General features: G+C 34.5%; 12 protein-coding genes. 7 read left to right on the top strand and 5 right to left on the bottom strand.

What is annotated here, in order from left to right; translation table 11 throughout:
* Nucleotides 1-486: 486 nt before the first annotated feature.
* Complete coding sequence (locus tag ABD935_RS01870) at nucleotides 487-1,509, top strand: T9SS type A sorting domain-containing protein (protein WP_345189833.1); 1,023 nt, start codon at nucleotides 487-489, stop codon at nucleotides 1,507-1,509.
* Nucleotides 1,510-1,588: 79 nt separating this feature from the next.
* Here the strand turns inward: ABD935_RS01870 and ABD935_RS01865 are convergent, their stop codons facing one another.
* The 5 genes from ABD935_RS01865 to ABD935_RS01845 all read right to left on the bottom strand — a co-directional run bounded on the left by ABD935_RS01865 (nucleotide 1,589) and on the right by ABD935_RS01845 (nucleotide 6,531).
* A complete protein-coding gene (locus ABD935_RS01865; protein ID WP_345189831.1) occupies nucleotides 1,589-2,836 on the bottom strand; it encodes an NAD(P)/FAD-dependent oxidoreductase in 1,248 nt (415 codons plus the stop codon).
* A gap of 118 nt (nucleotides 2,837-2,954) precedes the next feature.
* Nucleotides 2,955-3,269, bottom strand: a complete 315-nt coding sequence (locus ABD935_RS01860) for a 2Fe-2S iron-sulfur cluster-binding protein (protein ID WP_345189830.1) — start codon at nucleotides 3,267-3,269, stop codon at nucleotides 2,955-2,957.
* Nucleotides 3,270-3,427: 158 nt separating this feature from the next.
* Nucleotides 3,428-4,585: a cytochrome P450 gene (locus ABD935_RS01855; protein WP_345189829.1), complete on the bottom strand. Its 1,158-nt coding sequence runs from the start codon at nucleotides 4,583-4,585 to the stop codon at nucleotides 3,428-3,430.
* 10 nt (nucleotides 4,586-4,595) lie between these two features.
* A complete protein-coding gene (locus tag ABD935_RS01850; RefSeq protein ID WP_345189827.1) occupies nucleotides 4,596-5,399 on the bottom strand; it encodes an alpha/beta hydrolase in 804 nt (267 codons plus the stop codon).
* 13 nt (nucleotides 5,400-5,412) lie between these two features.
* The gene (locus tag ABD935_RS01845; RefSeq protein WP_345189826.1) at nucleotides 5,413-6,531 is read right to left on the bottom strand and encodes a Zn-dependent alcohol dehydrogenase; all 1,119 of its coding nucleotides are present in this window, start codon (nucleotides 6,529-6,531) and stop codon (nucleotides 5,413-5,415) included.
* A 154-nt stretch (nucleotides 6,532-6,685) separates the two neighbouring features.
* On the opposite strand from ABD935_RS01845, the gene ABD935_RS01840 reads away from it, so the two are divergent.
* The 6 genes from ABD935_RS01840 (at nucleotide 6,686) to ABD935_RS01815 (ending at nucleotide 16,207) form a co-directional block, all read left to right on the top strand.
* A complete protein-coding gene (locus ABD935_RS01840) occupies nucleotides 6,686-7,558 on the top strand; it encodes an AraC family transcriptional regulator (RefSeq protein ID WP_345189825.1) in 873 nt (290 codons plus the stop codon).
* Nucleotides 7,559-7,718: 160 nt separating this feature from the next.
* Complete coding sequence (locus tag ABD935_RS01835) at nucleotides 7,719-9,371, top strand: sulfatase family protein (RefSeq protein WP_425550188.1); 1,653 nt, start codon at nucleotides 7,719-7,721, stop codon at nucleotides 9,369-9,371.
* 52 nt (nucleotides 9,372-9,423) lie between these two features.
* Nucleotides 9,424-11,049, top strand: coding sequence for a DUF5060 domain-containing protein (locus tag ABD935_RS01830; RefSeq protein ID WP_345189823.1), 1,626 nt, complete (start codon nucleotides 9,424-9,426; stop codon nucleotides 11,047-11,049).
* A gap of 28 nt (nucleotides 11,050-11,077) precedes the next feature.
* Nucleotides 11,078-12,595: a sulfatase family protein gene (locus ABD935_RS01825; protein WP_345189822.1), complete on the top strand. Its 1,518-nt coding sequence runs from the start codon at nucleotides 11,078-11,080 to the stop codon at nucleotides 12,593-12,595.
* An 88-nt stretch (nucleotides 12,596-12,683) separates the two neighbouring features.
* Nucleotides 12,684-14,876, top strand: coding sequence for a glycoside hydrolase family 3 C-terminal domain-containing protein (locus ABD935_RS01820; protein ID WP_345189821.1), 2,193 nt, complete (start codon nucleotides 12,684-12,686; stop codon nucleotides 14,874-14,876).
* Between the two features lie 41 nt (nucleotides 14,877-14,917).
* Complete coding sequence (locus ABD935_RS01815; RefSeq protein WP_345189820.1) at nucleotides 14,918-16,207, top strand: right-handed parallel beta-helix repeat-containing protein; 1,290 nt, start codon at nucleotides 14,918-14,920, stop codon at nucleotides 16,205-16,207.
* Nucleotides 16,208-16,311 lie beyond the last annotated feature (104 nt).

Here is a 16,311-nt window from a genome sequence, read left to right as displayed (position 1 = left end):
AAATAATTATGTCTTAAAAATAATAAGTATAAACTAGATCCTGTTGTTGATAAGAACTCAATGAGAATACTCATGATTTAATCACCATATCAAATATTTAATATGCATAGAAAAAAAAATTAAAGACTTTTTTTTGACATTATTTGAAACCAACACATCCTTTTCAACCCTTTCCTTATTTTATAATCTAAAACCCTGATTTTGATCAGAAAAGACATCTGCTATTGAAATGGTAATCAATAAAAACAGTCCATATATAGAGTTCTACTAACACAAAAGCTTAATACCCTAAACAAAAATGACAAATAAAAGTTTAGGAATTTTCGCAAGTATTAATAATAAAGTTAATAAATCATATGTATTTATCGATAATATTTAACACTAAAACGAGTAAAACCATATGTTATACTAAAAAAAACATACGGGAATAATTAAATTATGTAAGTGTTTTAAATTTACTAAACTAATTAATTCTAAAACTTTACTATGATGAAAAAATTACTTTTAATTGCAACCCTTATCTTTACCTCATTTGCTTTTTCGCAAACAATAACAATTACTTCAGCTCCTATTACGGTAGCACCTGGAAGCTCATTTCAAGCAACAGCCGATTTTGATGCACAAGGAGGGCCAGACGTTTCTCAACTTAGATTTATCGTAAGGATCTATGATACAAACACTGTTCCAGCAAGTATCGTACAATGGAGAGGCGCAGGTAATGTAAATATAATTCCAGCTGCACAAACAGGAACTGGAATTGTATCTGGTAGTATTACTATACCGTCAGGCGATACACCATCTGCAAGTTTACCAGCTGGTCAAGAATATCGTCTTGTAGTGGAATTTACTGCAGCTGGTGGTAGTAATCATAGTGTTTTTCAAGTAATAACTGTACAGGCTGCTGCTGTGCCTACTATTACTCAAAGTGTTATTACTACAGCTGAAATGATGGTAGATGCTAATGGTAAAGCTATTGGGTGGGCACCTGATCCTACTATAACAATTACACTTACAAATTTTGCACCTAATACAACCTACCGAGTTTTTAATCAATTTAAAATTACTGACACAAATGGAGCCCAATGGGGTGGAGGTTTTATAGATATACTTACAGACGGAACCGGTTTTGGAGAAAATACAGTTTGGAACCCAGGCTTTTTTGGATCTGACGGCGATTTTAATGGCTCTGAAACTGTGGCTTTTTGGAATAGTAATACTACTGGCCCTTCTGGCGCAGTAGCTACTAATCAAACTTTTCCAATTACCAATACCACATTAAGCACTCCAAAAGTAGAGGCTTTAAAAGCAGCTACTTTTTATCCTAATCCAACTAATGGCATCGTTAATATTAAAGGTGCTGGGATAGATATTAAAAGTGTAGAAGTATATAATGTTGTTGGTGCATTAGTTAGTAAAACTACTGATTTTACAAATCTAATTTCAGGAGTTTACTTCTTAAAATTAAATACTGAAGGAGGTAGTGTAACAAAAAGAGTTATTAAGCAATAATTAATTGTTTAGTCTTTTTATAAATAAGCTGTCTGGAAATTTATTTCCAGACAGCTTATTTATATTTTGACATTTCAAGTTATCCTATCAATAAATCGGCAGGTTTAAAAGGAACAGATGCATCCATTAATTTAGATTTATCTATGTTACTACCGTCTTTTATAAATTTTGTTCCCAACACAAAAGCTTTCGGATTATTAATAGCATCAACCGCCAACAACCGATCATCTTTAAAATACCAAATTGAGGTTTTGGTGCCCGCGCTGTCTTCTTTTCTAATTAAAGTTTCGTTATAACCTTCAGACAAACCCACCATTTGTAATTTAACATCAAACTGATCTGACCAAAACCAAGGAATAGAATTATAAACTGGCCGTTTACCAGAAATTGCAGCTGCTGCTACTTTGGCTTGATCTACTGCATTTTGAACAGATTCCAATCGTACATAGCAGTTGTAATGTGGGTTAAAATGAAATGTACAGTCTCCAATAGCATAAATATCGTTATCGTTTGTACATGCCGTTTCATCTACCAGAATACCATTTTCAATAACTAACCCTGCTTCTTTTGCCAATTCTAAATTAACACGAATACCAACACCTACAATGATAATATCTGCTTCAAATTGAGAGCCATCTGCACAAGTAACAGTATTGACACCTTTAGAATTACCTATAGTAGTAACATTTTTATCTGTTAGCACTTCTACCCCATTTTCAGCATGCAAATTCATAAAGAAATCAGACATTTCTGGAGCTGTAACGCGTGCCAAAATTCGTGTTTCACGCTCTAGAACAGTTACCACTCCTCCTAATTTTTTTATGGATGCTGCTGTTTCTAAACCTATATAACCACCACCAATAATAACAACTCGTTTGTTTTTACTAGCATGAAACGCATTACGAATATGCCCAACATCTTCTGCTGTTCTTAAAGGATATAAATGAGTTGCTTTTTCTATGCCAGGAATTGGCGGTATTATTGGACGCGCCCCTGTTGCTATAACTAACTTATCATAAGTTTGATTAGTACCATCACTTAACGTAATCGTTTTATCTGTTCGGTTTATTGACCTCACTAAAATCCCCAAATTCAAGTTAATATTCTCTTTTTGGTAGCTTTCAGCAGATTTCAACACATTCACGTCTTCATTACTCAAATAGGTTTTTGAAAGCGGTGGACGATGATAAGGAATTTCGGGGTCTTTATCAAAAAGAAGAATAGCACCTTCCCAACCTTCTTTACGTAATGAAAAAGCAAGATTGACACCTGCATGACTTGCACCGATAACGACACAAATAGATTCTTTAGTAAGATTATCTGACATTAAATAATATTTTTTTGAATTAAAAAAAAAGATACTTTTTTGTCATTGCGAGTTAAGAAACAATCTTTTAATTAACTGACAAAATACTTCGCCATTTTTCCTCGCAATGACTGTTTAATTAATCTGATTCTGCAACTTGGAGTACGATACCGTCAAGTGCATCACTGATTTCAATTTGGCAACATAGACGACTCTGCTCATTTGCATAATCGTTTAGTTCCAACATATCCGTTTCAATCTCGGTAGCTTCTCCAGTTTTTGTTTGATGTTCTGGAGCTACGTGAACGTGGCAAGTAGCACAAGAACATACGCCTCCGCAATCGCCATCAATGCCAGGAACGCTATTATCTACAGCTAGTTGCATTACAGAACCCGATGTTCCTTCTAAAGTAATCGTTTTATTATCTGTTGTTATAAATGTTATTTTTGCCATAATCTCTTATTTATTAGTGTTTTTTTTTAGTATTGTTTGAAAAAAAATATTACCGCTTTTGAATCATTTATCCTAAATTTAGTCTAGGTAGTTCAGCATAAATTTTGTCTTAGCTATTATGTATGATAGTGAAGTAGTCTTGCTTCTTTTTTTATTAATTATTGTCCATTAAACTTAACGGTAAGTTTATCATAACCTACTTTACGTTTAAATTGATCTAAATCTTCAATATTTTCTTTGTAATCTATAATATCAATAGACTTCACTTTCTCTGCCAAAGTATTCACCAAAATATTCATGATCTGGCGTGCATGTGTTGCTCCTAAACAGTTATGCGTACCAAAACCAAAAGCAACATGTGGATTTATTTTTCGGTCTAAAACAACTTCGTTTGGGTTTTCAAACACTCTATCATCACGGTTTGCTGAAGCCCAACATAAAGAAATACGAGAATCTGCTTTTACTGCATGTTCGCATACTTCGGTATCTTCTGTAACTACACGCCCCATATGGGTTAATGGCGAAAAATAACGAATCAATTCTTCAACCGCTTTGCCTGCGATTTCTGGTTCATTTTTTAACTTATGAAGAGACTCTGGATGTTCAGCAAAATACGCAACAGCATTTGTTACCGCATTAATAATGGTATCCCGACCCCCTGAAAAGGTTAAAACCACAACGCCTTTTATTTCTTCGCGAGTTAGTTTTTTACCGTCTAGGGTAGCTTTTAAAAGCATGGAATATAAATCATTACCTGGGTTCTCAATGGCTTTACTTATATTTTCATCTATATAATCATAGAGAATATTTGCCTTTTCTCCATCCAATGCATTTCCTTCGCTTCTAAAAACATGTGTTCCCCAAGAGATCCAGGTTTCTGCTTCTTCATAAGGTGTGTTCAATAACAAGGTTAACGCGCGTGACTGCAAACGTAATGAAAAACCCTCTACAACTTCAACGGAATCCATGGTAAGCACCTCATCAATAATCGCATGGATTTGCTCTGTTAGAGCAGCACTATAACCTGCCTCCAAGGGCCTCTTAAACCAAGGTTCCACTATGGCACGATATGCCTTATGCTCTGGCGGATCCACTTCGAACGGAATTTGTCTTGTATCGCGAATATTAACTTCAGAAGGTACTACAATACGCCCTGGAGTAGCTCCTGATTGAAACGTTTTCCAATTATGCGCACATTTACGTACATCTTTAAGACCCAAAATCATGGTAACTGGGTCGTTTTGGTCATTCATTTCTCCGTAACCTTTAGTTGTTCTAGCGGCTTCAAATGGATCTGGAAGTGCACTTTTTTTCATAAGTTTATGTTTATTGTTTTAAAATATCATTAAAAAACTGAATGGTTTCTTTAATATGGGCTTCCCAATATACCCACTCGTGTTTTCCTGGATTTTCTTTGTATGTATGGTCTATATTCAAATCAACTAACTGCTGATGCAGTTTTCTATTCCCTTCAATAAGTTCATCATCTTTTCCGCAATCGAACCTAAAAGGAGGGAACTTGTTTTTATGTTTTAAGATAGTGGCGTAAACCGATTTGTTTTGAGCTTCATTTTGATGATATGCAGACAGTTCTTCTTCAACAAATAAAGCCATCTCTTCAACTACCGTAATTGACGACAAGCCAGAAACGCCTGAAAACTTATCGTTGTGTTTAATACCTAATCGCAAAGCACCAAACCCACCCATAGATAAACCAGCGATAAACAATTTTGATGTGCTACTCGCCTGAGGAATCAATTCCACAACGGCATTGGGCACATCTTCAACAATCCATTTTTCAAAATCAGCATTTTTATGAGGTAAATAACCACTACCATCTCCAAAAAGTCCGTCTGATGGCATCGCGATAATCATAGGTTCTATACTTTCAGTTTCAATCCATGATTTCATTTTTAAATGAATGCCCGTTTTTTGAGACCAAATCCAATGACTTCCATAAACACCGTGCAATAAAATGACGATTGGCAAATTAGATAAATCTTCTCCTGGTGGTACAAACACAGTAATATCTCCACGGTTTTTCAAGTGGCTACTTTTAACCGTAATATGTCTTAAATGATTAGACTCAAAACGTGGGTCCGATATTTCTGTAGTTCTAAATTTTGACATGGATTTTCATTTCTTATTCAAAAACAATAACGCCTTTAGCATTTTTACCAGATAACATATCATCAAATGCCTGTTGTAAATTTTCTAAGGTATAGGTTCTTGTAATCATTTCATCCAGCATAATATCTCCATTTCTATAATGTTCAATTATTTTAGGAAAATCTTTTTGAGGATTACACTTACCGTATAATGGGTTGATGTATTTTTTATCCCATTCAAACAAAGACATATCAATCAGGACTTCTTCTTCAATACCACTTACCTGTACTGCTGTCCCTGCATTTCTAATCATAGCCAAAGGTGCTGCTCCCAAAGCGGGAATAGCGGTGCATTCAAATGCATAATCTGCTCCTCTTCCGTTGGTCAATGTCTTTACTTTTTCGGCTGCTTTCAACAAGCCTTTATCATCTTTATCTGCTAAGATAGTATGTGTTGCTCCAAATTCTACAGCCATATCCAATCGTGTTTGATTGATGTCGATGGCAATAATTTTTGAAGCTTTTGATACTTTAATACCTTGAATAACATTTAAACCAACACCTCCAGTTCCTAAAACCACTGCGGATGAGTTTTCTGTTACTTGTGCAGTATTTACAGCTGAACCAAACCCTGTCATAACACCACAACTTACAATACTAGCCGCACTAAAAGACATGTCTTGAATAGGGTTTTTAACAACTGCCGACTCTTTTACCAAAGTATATTCTGAAAGTGTCCCAATATTAAAAGAACGTTCAATTGGAGTTCCGTTTAAAGATGTGCCTTCCATGTGTGCATGCCCTTCTGTGTAGCCATTTGATCCTGCTACAACAGGCGAATTGTTTTCGCATATGTGTTCATTTTCGTGTTCACATTGAAAACAAGTTCCGCATGGTGTCGCCCAATTTAAAATAACACTATCGCCAATTTTAACTCGTGTTACATCTCTACCAATTGCGGTAACCACACCTGCGCCTTCATGTCCCATTACAATTGGTTTACCCCAGTTTAAAGAGTCGTGATCTGTATGACACAAACCAGCGGCTTTTACAGCAATTAAAACTTCATCAGGTTTTGGGTTTTGAACTTCAATAGAATCAATAGAAAACGTGCCATCACCTTTGGCAATAGCTGCTTTGCATGTTAAGCTCATACTTTTTGATTTTTTAGTGTTTAAACGAATCCACAAAATTATAAAATGGCACAATACTATTTATTGTGTATTTTTGCAATAACAGTACTTATTTTGATTTATTTATGAAAAAAATAATAACTTTACATCATAATAGCATATAATTGAATTCCATTTGAAAGCTAAGTTTGAAAAAATCCCAGAATCTACCGATAGTTCTTTTCGCGCCTTTTTATACGAAAAAGAAAGCTTTGATGCGCCTTGGCATTTTCATCCAGAATACGAACTGACCTATATCATAAAAGGAAAAGGCATCCGCTATGTTGGTAATAGTGTTGAAAATTTTGAAGAAGGCGACTTTGTGTTATTAGGTACCAACGTACCGCATTGTTGGAAAAATACCAATCCCGATATAAAACCTGTAAAATCGATTGTGTTTCAATTTAATGACACCATTTTAGGGCAGGGTTGGATGGAAAAAAGCGAATTCAAGAATATAAAATGGATATTGGACAAATCATCAAGAGGTATTAAATTTAATGCTGAGGTTTCAAAAAAGTTCTCAAAAAAATTAGTCGATATATTACATCAATCCGCTTTAGAAAAACTGTTAAGTTTTTTAAAATTATTAGAATCCCTTTCATTTGCTAAACCTCAAAAATTTTTAATTACAGAAGGGTTTGCTCCTAATTTAAATAATAAAACAAACCATAGAATACATAGCGTTTTCAATCATGTCCATATTAATTATGACAAAAAGATTAAGCTTCAACATGTGTCTTCAATAATTGCTATGAGCGATGAAGCTTTTTGCAGGTTCTTCAAAAAATCATTAAACAAATCATTTTTTACGTTTGTTAATGAATATAGAATCCATATGGCATGCAAACAACTTATTGAAACCCATAACCCAGTCAAACAAATAGCTTATTCATGTGGTTATGAAAGTTTACCTTTTTTTTACAGACAATTTCAAAAATTCAAAAATTGCTCACCCCTAAATTTCAGAAAAAACCACCTAAACGCTTACAACAAAGCACTTGGTTAATTAAAAACACCAAATATATTATCTTAGATTAATCAATCTTTGCCTTAAATAAATCATATGTGTTCATAATTAGCCTTAAAAAGCTTCATCTTTAATGCTTATAAAACAACTAACTATGAATTTTAACATTTCCATTAGTAAAAACTTAGTATTTGCCTTAATGATACTTGCTATAGTTTCATGTAAAAACAACGAAACAAAAGCAAAAGACACCACTAAGCAACCCAATATCATCTACATTATGTCCGACGACCATACCTCTCAGGCATTTGGTATTTACGGCAGTAGATTATCATCTTTAAACCCCACACCAACTTTAGATAAAATAGCCAATGAAGGCATCATTTTCAACAATTGTTTTGTAACCAACTCTATTTGCACACCGAGTAGAGCAACTATAATTAGCGGTCAATATAGCCAAGCCAATGGCGTGATAGATTTAGAGGGGGAAGTTGAAACAAAAAATCAATACCTACCTCAGGAAATAAAAAAACTAGGGTACCAAACGGCACTTGTTGGAAAATGGCATTTAACGCACCAACCTAATTTTGATTATTACAATATTTTCACACAACATCATCAACAAGGTTCTTATTTTGACCCTTACCTAACCGAGAGTGGTATGCATTATGAACCTTTTAATGGTTTACCAAATTATGAAGGGAAACAATACATGGGCCAAAGTTCGGATGTGATTACCGATATCACATTAGATTGGTTAGAAAATAAACGAGATAAGAGTAAACCGTTTTTTTTAATGCACCAATTTAAAGCACCTCATGACGATTTTGAATATGCACCGCGCTATAAAGACTATCTTGAAGATACAGAAATTCCGGAACCTGCCAGTTTATATGATAATGGTAATAACGGTTCTATTGCAACACGCGGGGCAAATGATTCTTTAATCCATGTAATTGGTTCTTCGGTTTCCAAAAGAAACATCATAAGAAATATGGGTATGCGTATTTGGAGCACTGAATTTACCAAAAGAAACAACCCCGATTTTGACACCACTCAAGCCGATGGTTTAGACGATAAGGAATACATACACAAAACCTATCAAGAATATTTAAAACGCTACCTACGAAGTGTAAAAGGTATAGATGATAATGTGGCGCGACTTATTGAATATCTTAAAAAAGAAGGCCTTTACGATAACACCATTATTGTGTACACTGGCGACCAAGGCTTTATGTTGGGTGAACATGATTATATTGACAAACGTTGGATGTACGACGAGTCTATGCGTATGCCATTTTTTGTAAGATACCCAGAGAAAATCAAAGCAGGAACGAGAACAGATGCCATAATAAATAATGCGGATTTTGCACCAACTTTAATTGAATTGGCTGGAGGAACGCCACCTGAACAAATGCAAGGGCATAGTTTTAAACATATTTTAGAAACGGGTGAAGAACCTGAAAACTGGCAACAATCTACCTATTACCGGTATTGGATGCACATGGCGCATGCGCATGCTAATCCTGCACATTTTGGTATAAGAACCAAAAAACATAAACTTATATTTTTCTATGGAAAGTATTGGGTAGATACCGACAACCCTGATGCCGAATGGAACAAAGCTAGTTGGGGCAACCGTTTTACCATGCACACACCAGTTGCTTGGGAGTTCTACGATTTAAGTAAAGACCCTCAAGAAATGAACAATGCCTATAAAGATCCAGCCTATAAAGACATTATTGCCAATTTAAAAGAGCAACTTGTAGCCAAACGTAAAGAATTGAATGAAGAAGACGGCGACAAGTATCCGCACATTCAAAAGGTCATTGATGCGCATTGGAATGATTAAATTGTTTTAATATTTTTAAATGCTTTAATCCCATTAAAATTAAATTTAACAAATGAATCATCTCATTAAAATTAGTGTCATTGCTATTCTATTTTTATCAAATGTAGCTTTTGGTCAAATTAAAAAAGAAAACTATAAAAAGCATGCTTCATATCAAGTAGAAAAATGGGAAGTTTTAGATATCAGTTTTGTTTCTAAAACACAATTAAAATCTCCATTTACGGTAGATTTTCATGCCATTTTTACGCACGAAAATGGCACAAAGCAAGAAATGCCAGGATTTTACAATGGTCAAAATGAATGGATAATACGCTTTTCCAGTTCGCAAAAAGGCAAATGGAGTTTTGAAACAAAAGGAGATTTAACTGAATTATCTGGGAAAAAGGGAAATATCATTGTTGAAAATAATAAAGACGGTAATCACGGAGCCATTGTAATCAATAAAGAAAATCCTCAGCATTTTTATTATGAAGATGGCACACCTTACTTCTTACTGGCTTTTGAATGTGACTGGTTATATGCATTGGATTATCACAATGATAAGGGCATCCCTAAAACAAATCACTTATTGGATTTAATAGAGCAAAATGGTTTCAATCAAATTGTAATGAATGTGTTTTCGTATGATGTTAGTTGGGAAAAAGACGAAAAATTAAAAGAGCATCCTGAACATGAATTTGGTGGTCCAGCAGCTATTTCTCCTTTCCTAGGGACAAACCAAGAACCTGACCATTCCGCACTAAATCCAGGATTTTTTCAAAAATTTGATCGTACTATTAGCTTAATGCATGATAAACGGATTGTATCACACCTCATGATTTACGTTTGGAACAAGTTAGTAGCTTGGCCAGATATGGATACAGAGGCAGATAATATGTATTTTGATTATATAATAAAGCGCTATCAAGCTTTTCCAAATGTGGTTTGGGATATTTCAAAAGAAGCCTTGTATTATGGTAGAGCAGATGAAGATTATATACATGGAAGAATAAAAAGATTAAGAGCGCAAGACAAATTTAACAGATTGTTATCGGTACATGATTTTAAATATTGTTCAAGGTTTCCAGATAAAGTTGATTTCATTTCTACTCAAAATTGGTCGCATAATCTTTATGACAAGATGCTTGATGCTAGAACAAAGTTTAAAGACAAACCCGTTTTTAATATAGAACATGGAGGTTATGAGGAATCTCCTTATGTGGTTTTTACAGGTGATTATACCAATGCAGAAATTTGTTTGCGCCGTAATTACATGTGCCTATTTGCCGGTGTTTACACAACCTATTATTGGCAAGGTGCTTCATGGAATGTCATTATTTATAACCCGTTTGAACAATCTGATGATTTTATCAAACCAAAATTTGAATACTTCAATCACATGGAAAAGCTATTTACCCTGTTTGATTTTAGTACAATGACACCGTCACCATGGCAAAACGGAAGTGCCTATAATTTAACCGATGATAATAAAACCGTTTTATTATATATTCATAAAGAAAACTATGGTATAGATGCCGCTTTCCTAAAAAAGAAAGATGAAAATAGAACATTGCAATGGTTTAATACTTTAACAGGGGAATTCACGAAAATTGAAACAGAAAACACAAAACCCCGTAAATTTATTTCTCCATGGCGTGAAGAAGCAGATGCTATACTCATATCTAGGCTAATTAACTAAAAAACGATTTAGAACATAAATTTCAAGAATGAAAAAAAACATTTTATCAATAGTTTTAATTATTATAGGAACCATTGTTTTTTCTCAAGAAACACCAAATATAATAGTTGTTTTAGCAGATGATATTGGTGTTGGAGATATTTCACAATATAGAAGATTACACTCTAAAAATATTATTGTGGAAACACCTACACTGGACAAATTAGCAAAAGAGGGCATTATGTTTACAGATGCCCACTCGCCTGCTGCTTTATGTGCACCTACACGCTATGCCATTATGACGGGGAACCATTGCTATAGAAGTTATGCGCCAAGAGGTGTTTGGGGTAGTTATCAACCCTCGCCCATAGAGCCAGGCCAACTTACTTTAGGGCACTTAATGAAGCAAGCAGGCTACAATACATCCTTCTTTGGAAAATGGGGATTTGGAATGGATTTCGCTAGAAAAGATGACCCAAATATAATTTACAGAGGCCCCAGGAATAAACCGGAATTAGATGTTGACATTACAAAAGTTATGGATAGAGGCCCTCAACAAAATGGGTTTGACTATAGTTTTATGTATCCTGCTGGTATTCAAGACGTTCCTTATGCAGTTTACGAGAATGGCGTTATGGTGCCTTTAAATAAAAATTCTGAAATTGTTCAAATTACACAAAAAAACATGGACAAAATTGGGTTTAAGCTTGATAAAATGGAAGGTTTAGGCGATAGTTATTGGAACCCTTATAATGCTGGAAGACTTTTAGTTAACAAAGCTGTTGATTTTATTGAAAAAAGTAGCGAATCTAAAGAACCGTTTTTTATGTATTATTGCTCGCAAGCTGTACATAAACCGCATACACCTTCAAAAAAACTAAACGGAACCAAAATAGCAGGAACTACACCTTCAAACCATTTAGATATGGTTAAAGAATTAGATGTTCAAATGGACATGATAGTTAATGCACTTAAGGAAAAAGGAGTTTATGAAAATACACTTTTTATATTCACATCCGATAATGGTGGATTACTTATATCTGAAACGATTAAATCTGGTCACAGTTCTAATGACACCTATCGAGGTGGCAAAAACCAAGCCTATGAAGGCGGACATAGAGTGCCATTTATTGCGCATTGGCCAAATAGAATCAAATCGAATTCAATATCAAGCAAACCCATTTTGGGCATAGATATAATAGCTACACTTGCCGCTATAACAAATCAAGATATAGCAAACAATCAAGCCATGGATTCATCAAACTTGTTACCAATAATCGTAGAAGGAAAAGATATTGAACCTCATCCATTTCTAATCAATCAATCGGGTACAGGAAAAGAAGCTATGATTACTGAAAATGGTTGGAAATTGATAATAAAAATTGCAAATGAAGATAACTTTGAAAAAAATCAAAAACGTATCGCACTTTTCAATTTAAATGAAAACCCTTCAGAAATTGAAGAACAGAATCTAATAAACTATCCAAATTATCAAGACAAAGTAATTCATTTATTAAACCTATATAACAAAACAAGGTCAAGTAAAGTAAATACAGGGGTTAAATGAAGATGATAATACAAACGCCCTCATCTTCGAAAAATAATTGATGCACATTATAATGATTAAAAACAATCAAACACAAAATATTTTTTCATTGAAACTACCAATAGTCATTGTACTATTATTGTTAACTGGTTGCAAAAACAATGAAAAACAAACTGATATTCCTTCTTTAGAAAATGAATTTCAATTCTCTTGGGAAAACCACACGTTAACTATTGATGAGCGCGTAGATGCATTAGTAAATGAAATGACATTAGATGAGAAAATCTCTCAAATGTTAGATGTTTGCCCACCTATTGAACGGTTAAACATGCCCTTGTATAATTGGTGGAATGAAGCACTTCATGGAGTGGCTAGAAATGGAAGAGCCACTGTTTTTCCACAAGCCATTGGTTTAGGAGCAACTTTCGACGACACTTTAGTCGAACGCATAGCCACAGCTATTTCAGACGAAGCTAGAGCCAAATACAACGAAGCCATAAAAATAAACAACAGAAGCCGTTATGCGGGTTTAACATTTTGGTCGCCTAATGTTAATATTTTCAGAGATCCACGCTGGGGAAGAGGTCAAGAAACCTATGGCGAAGACCCTTATTTAACAAGTAAAATAGGAGTCTCTTTTGTTAAAGGTTTACAAGGGAACAATCCTAATTATATAAAAGCCGCAGCTTGCGCAAAGCATTATGCAGTACATTCTGGTCCTGAAGAATTTAGGCATGAATTTGATGCTGTGGTTTCTAAAAAAGATTTATTTGAAACCTATTTACCAGCATTTAAAGCCCTTGTTCAAGAAGCTAATGTTGAAGGTGTTATGGGTGCATACAATAGAACTTTAGGGCAACCCTGTTGTGGAAGTCCTTATCTTTTGCAAGATATATTACGAAATGATTGGGGCTTTAAGGGCTATATCGTTTCCGATTGTGGTGCTATTAGTGATTTCCATAGGTTCCATAAAGTGACTAAAACACCTGAAGAATCTGCTGCACTAGCCCTAATAAACGGCACCAATATTAATTGTGGGAATGTATATGAAGTGTTAGGCAACGCTTTAAAACAAGGATTGATTACAGAAACATTGCTCGATACGCGTTTAAAAGAAAATTTGCGAACGCGCTTCAAACTGGGATTATTTGATATATTAGGAACTAATCCGTATGATGCTATTACTGCTGATGTGATAGATTCTGATGCACATAGAAAATTAGCTAAAGAGGCAGCACAAAAATCGATAGTGTTGTTAAAAAACAAAAACAACCTCTTACCGCTTAAAAAAGACATTCGCACACTTTATGTGGTAGGACCAAATGCTGCAAGCGAAGAAGTTTTATTAGGTAATTATTACGGATTAACCAGTAGCACTCAAACCATATTGGACGGTATAGTAGCAAAAGTAAGCGCAGGAACCAGTATTAATTATAAATCGGGAGTATTACCATATAGAAAGAATGTAAATCCAATAGATTGGACAACTGGCGAAGCAGGGCAATCGGATGTTTGTGTTGCCGTTATGGGAATTTCCGCGTTGTTGGAAGGCGAAGAAGGAGAAGCCTTAGCGTCTAGCGATAAAGGAGACAGAACCACTTTAAAACTTCCTGAAAATCAAATCAATTTTATAAAAACGATAAAACAGAAAAGTGATAAACCACTAGTACTTGTTTTAACAGGTGGTAGCCCAATTGCTATCCCAGAACTTCATGATATAGCTGATGCTATTCTATTTGTTTGGTATCCTGGTGAAGAAGGTGGAAATGCTGTGGCTGACGTTTTATTTGGCGATGTTTCCCCTTCTGGAAGATTACCCATTACATTTCCAAAATCTGAAAGCCAATTACCGCCATACGAAGATTATAACATGACTGGCAGAACGTATAAATATATGACTGAAGAACCCTTATATCCATTTGGATTTGGCTTGTCATATACTACATTTCAATATAAAAAATTAACTATTGACACTAATTATTCCGTTTCTGTTGAAGTTAAGAACACTGGAAAAACAGCTTCAGAGGAAGTTATTCAACTTTACATCAGTTCACCACTTGCCGGAGTAAAAGACCCTATTTACGATTTAAAAGCATTCCAACGTGTAAAACTTGAATCTGGCGAAACTAAGAAGATTCATTTTAATATGAATAAAAGCACGTTTAATCAAGTGAATGAAAATGGAGAACCCATTTTACGAGATGGCAGTTATACAGTATATATTGGTGGAGCATTGCCATCTCAACGTAGTTTGGATTTAGGTGCCTCAGCTTCTATTTCAAAACAAATTAATGTCAACTAATTTTAAAAATTATCATAATTAATAATTTAAAAACATACAACATGAATCGTTTTCAACTCCTTTCTCTTTTTACTATTTTAAGCTTTATAAGTATAAACACAAAATCGAATGCTACCTCATTTGGTGAAAAATATTATCAAACCTCAAACCAAGATATTCTAAATGAAAATACAGATATTTTTCTAAATATCAAAGATTTTGGAGCTGTTGGCGATGGAAAAACAGATGATACAAAAGCACTTTTAGCTGCTATAAAAAAAGCAGAAAAAACAGAAGGCACAATTTACTTTCCTCATGGAAATTATGCTATCCACCCTATAAAAGTCCCTTCTCATGTTACACTTTTAGGTTATTCTGCCTGGTCCTATGAAAACAAAGACAAAAAAGATAAAGATTTTGAAGGCAAAACAACTATTTCAGCGCTTTCTGGAAATGCAAGAGCTCTATTGGATTTAGGAGACTCCCGTGGCACTCGAATTCTTGGGCTTACTCTAGATGGTAAAAATTTAGGTAAATCTATGCATGGTGTTTATGCTAGAAACGCAGGTTGCGAGCAATATATCTGTATTGAAGACTGTCGTATTAATCACTTTACGGGTTCTGGAATTAGATTAGAACGTTGTTGGGTTTTTTCTGTACGTAAATGCTTGATTATGTTTAATGGCGAACATGGAATTGATGCTACAAGTGGTTATGATGGTTGGATTATTGATTGTCAATTAACAGCCAATGAAGGCAATGGCCTTTTTGCAAGAGGCTCTGCTCCTGAAGATATGCCTCAAGAAGAAAAAAATGCTTTAAGATTCTTTGGAACTGCTTCTATAATGGTTACAGCAAACAGAGTTGAATGGAATAAAACTGGAGGCATTGTACTTTCTGGTTCAAATTCAATGCAAATTACAGGTTGTTCTATCGATCATAATTTTGGCCCTGGCATCGAATTAAAGAATTCAACAGCAAACACAATTACTGGAAATGTATTTAGAAGTAATGGTGTAGAGCGTGAAGATGATGGTGATATGTGTAGCCAAATCATATTGAAAAACTGCAAAGGAACTTCTATTACAGGAAACAGTCTCTGGGGCTGGTTTGGCAGAAAAGAAGCTAAATTTAGCGCTCCTTATCCTTACTATGGCATTATCATTAAAGACCTTGAAGGTTGTGTTATTTCACAAAATGCCATGTATCATAGTTCAAGTAAAGCAGGTGTTTTAGATTATGGTGGTAATTCAAATACAATCATTAGCCATAACGCGTACGTACAACCAAATATTGAAATAACAGAAAATGGTTGGGTTTTAAAAGATAAAAAAACAGAAACCAACCAATAGGGTCACAATAAGAATTAATCTATCATAATTTTGGTTTTAATTCTATAACCACATGGTTTGATAGTTTATAAGTTTGATGAGATGTTATTTAAAAAACTTTCATC

This window comes from Algibacter agarivorans (assembly GCF_039543245.1).
GTDB classification, from domain to species: Bacteria; Bacteroidota; Bacteroidia; order Flavobacteriales; family Flavobacteriaceae; genus Algibacter_G; species Algibacter_G agarivorans.
Note: the sequence above shows the minus strand (reverse complement) of the source record. Positions and strands in the feature narration are given on the sequence as shown.